The 2,266-nt window shown below is 65.4% G+C and carries 2 protein-coding genes; one reads left to right on the forward strand and one right to left on the reverse strand.

Annotated features, from left to right (window positions below; genetic code table 11):
• Nucleotides 1–119 precede the first annotated feature (119 nt).
• Nucleotides 120–1,115 carry a nicotinate-nucleotide--dimethylbenzimidazole phosphoribosyltransferase gene (locus EOA28_RS32995; RefSeq protein WP_128315712.1) on the forward strand — a complete coding sequence of 332 codons (996 nt, stop codon included), beginning with the start codon at nucleotides 120–122 and terminating at the stop codon, nucleotides 1,113–1,115.
• Nucleotides 1,116–1,129: 14 nt separating this feature from the next.
• Here EOA28_RS32995 and EOA28_RS33000 read toward each other — a convergent pair.
• Nucleotides 1,130–2,266: HAMP domain-containing sensor histidine kinase (locus EOA28_RS33000; RefSeq protein WP_148671014.1), on the reverse strand; the 1,137-nt coding region annotated here is incomplete at its 5' end.

Consider the following 2,266-nt stretch of genomic DNA (forward strand, 5'->3'; position numbering starts at 1 on the left):
ATGCAAGCCCTCCGCAATGCGCCGCAAGGCAACGCGTTCGCGGCATCGTCAGGCGGTTGTGCCGGCTGCAGAAGGCGGCTATGCCGCTTGCGATTTCCGCAACGAACCGACCGACGCAAATGCCTGCTAAGCCTTTCGACGACTTCCGAAGCCTCCTGGCGGCCCGGCCGCCTGCTGATGACGCGGCGGCCGCGCGTGTCCGCGCGCTGTTTGCCAAGGCGGACAAGCCGAACGAATCGCTCGGGCGCATCGAGGACATCGCGGCCTGGATTGCCGCCTGGAGCGGGCGGGCGCCGCCGGCAATCAACCGGCCGCTGGTGGCGATCTTCGCCGGCAATCACGGCGCGGTGCGGCACGGCATTTCGCCGCGGCGTGTGGCGGCGACCGCCAATGAGGTCGAGCTCTGTGCCGCCGGCGGGGCCGCGATCAACCAGGTCTGCATCGCCAACGATCTCGGCCTGAAAGTCTTCGACCTGGCATTGGATATCCCCACAGGCGACATCACCGAGGAGGCAGCGCTCGACGAACGCGGCTGCGCCGCGACCATGGCCTTCGGCATGGAGGCGGTCGCCGGCGGCGCCGACCTGTTGTGCCTAGGTGATCTTGGGGTTGGCAATTCGACCATTGCGGCTGCGCTCTGCGCTGCGTTGTTCGGCGGCAATGGAGTGGATTGGGTCGGGCCGGGGTCTGGCGCCGATGCGGCGACGATGGCGCGAAAAGCCGAGGTCGTGGACCGGGCGCTGGCGTTCCATGGTTCCGGCCTCGGCGATCCGCTGGAGGCCCTGCGACGGGTCGGCGGCCGCGAGTTCGCGGCGATCTGCGGCGCTATTCTTGCGGCCCGCATGGAGAAGATTCCCGTCTTGCTCGACGGATTCGTGGCGACTGCCGCGGCCGCTGTTCTGCACGCGGCCAGCCCCGGCACGCTCGATCATTGTCTGCTTGCCGGTCTGTCGCCCGAGCCTGGCCATGCCAAGGCTGCCGAAAGGCTCGGACTGCGGCCGCTGCTCGATTTCGGCATCAGCCATGGCGAAGGGGTAGGGGCTGCTCTCGCTGCCGGCATCGTCAAAGCCGCGGCGCTGACCAGCTCGGGTATGGCGATGGCTGTCCGGCTATAACGCCGCGGATGACGTCAGCGGCGGCCGCGCGTGGCGACCGTCTTGGTTGGCAGGGCAGGCAGTTCCTCCATCACCCGACTCAGCGGGAAAATGGCAATCGCCTCCGTGCCTTCACGCAACTTGGAATGAAGCTCGAACGTGCCGCTATGCATCGCGAGCAGGCCCTGCACGATCGGCAGGCCGAGGCCGGTTCCCTGTTCTGCGCTCTTGATGGCGATCGAGCCCTGGCCGAAAGCGGAAAGCACCACCGGGATTTCTTCTTCCGGTATGCCCGGACCATTGTCCTTGACCGAAACGTACTGGCCGCCGCCGGCGGTCCAGCCGGCGCGCACGCGCACTTCGCCGCCGGACGGGGTGAACTTGATCGAATTGGACAGGAGGTTGAGCGTGATCTGACGCACCGCGCGCTCGTCGGCAAAAAGGCGCGGCAAGGTCTCCTCGAACTCCTGGACGATGCGGATGTCCTTGTTGCGGGCCCGCAACTCCATCATGTGGCAGCAGTCCTCGACGATGGTCACCAGCATCACCGGCTCCTCGTTGAGCTGGTAGCGGCCGGCCTCGATGCGCGACAGGTCGAGGATCTCGTTGATCAGGTCGAGCAAATGCTGGCCGGACTCGTGCACATCATGGGCATAGTCGCGGTAGGTCGGATTGTTCATCGGACCCAGCACTTCATTGGCCATCACTTCGGAGAAGCCCAGGATGGCGTTGAGCGGCGTCCTGAGCTCGTGGCTCATCGAGGCGAGAAAGCGCGATTTCGCAAGGTTGGCGTCCTCGGCGCGCCGCCTTGCTTCGTCCGACATCGATTTCGCCGTCTCCACCTCGGCAATGAGCGCGTCCTTCTCCGAGCGGAAGGACAGCACCATCAACGAGGCCTGATTGAGGTGGCGCGCCACATAGCCGAAGAACGGAAGTGCTGCGATGAGCAATGCCGCCATCGTGGCTTCGATCGGCGTCCACAGATGCATAATGGTGTAGACATAAACGGCAACAGGAATGGCGAAGGTCGCGAACAGCGCGCCGCCAAGTGAGGAGGCCAAGACTGCAGTCGTCGCCATCGCGATCAGCAGCACCATGGCCTTGGCGACATGGAACTGGTCGACCTGGCAGGTGTCGCAGCTGATCCATGCAAACCACGCCCAGCCAAGGCC

Origin of the sequence: Mesorhizobium sp. M2A.F.Ca.ET.067.02.1.1 (assembly GCF_004023285.1) — a bacterium.
In the GTDB taxonomy this organism is placed as follows: Bacteria; Pseudomonadota; Alphaproteobacteria; order Rhizobiales; family Rhizobiaceae; genus Mesorhizobium.

Coding starts and splice junctions, on each gene's coding strand:
- EOA28_RS32995 (WP_128315712.1), top strand. CDS start 120: ATGCCTGCTAAGCCTTTCGACGACTTCCGAAGCCTCCTGGCGGCCCGG.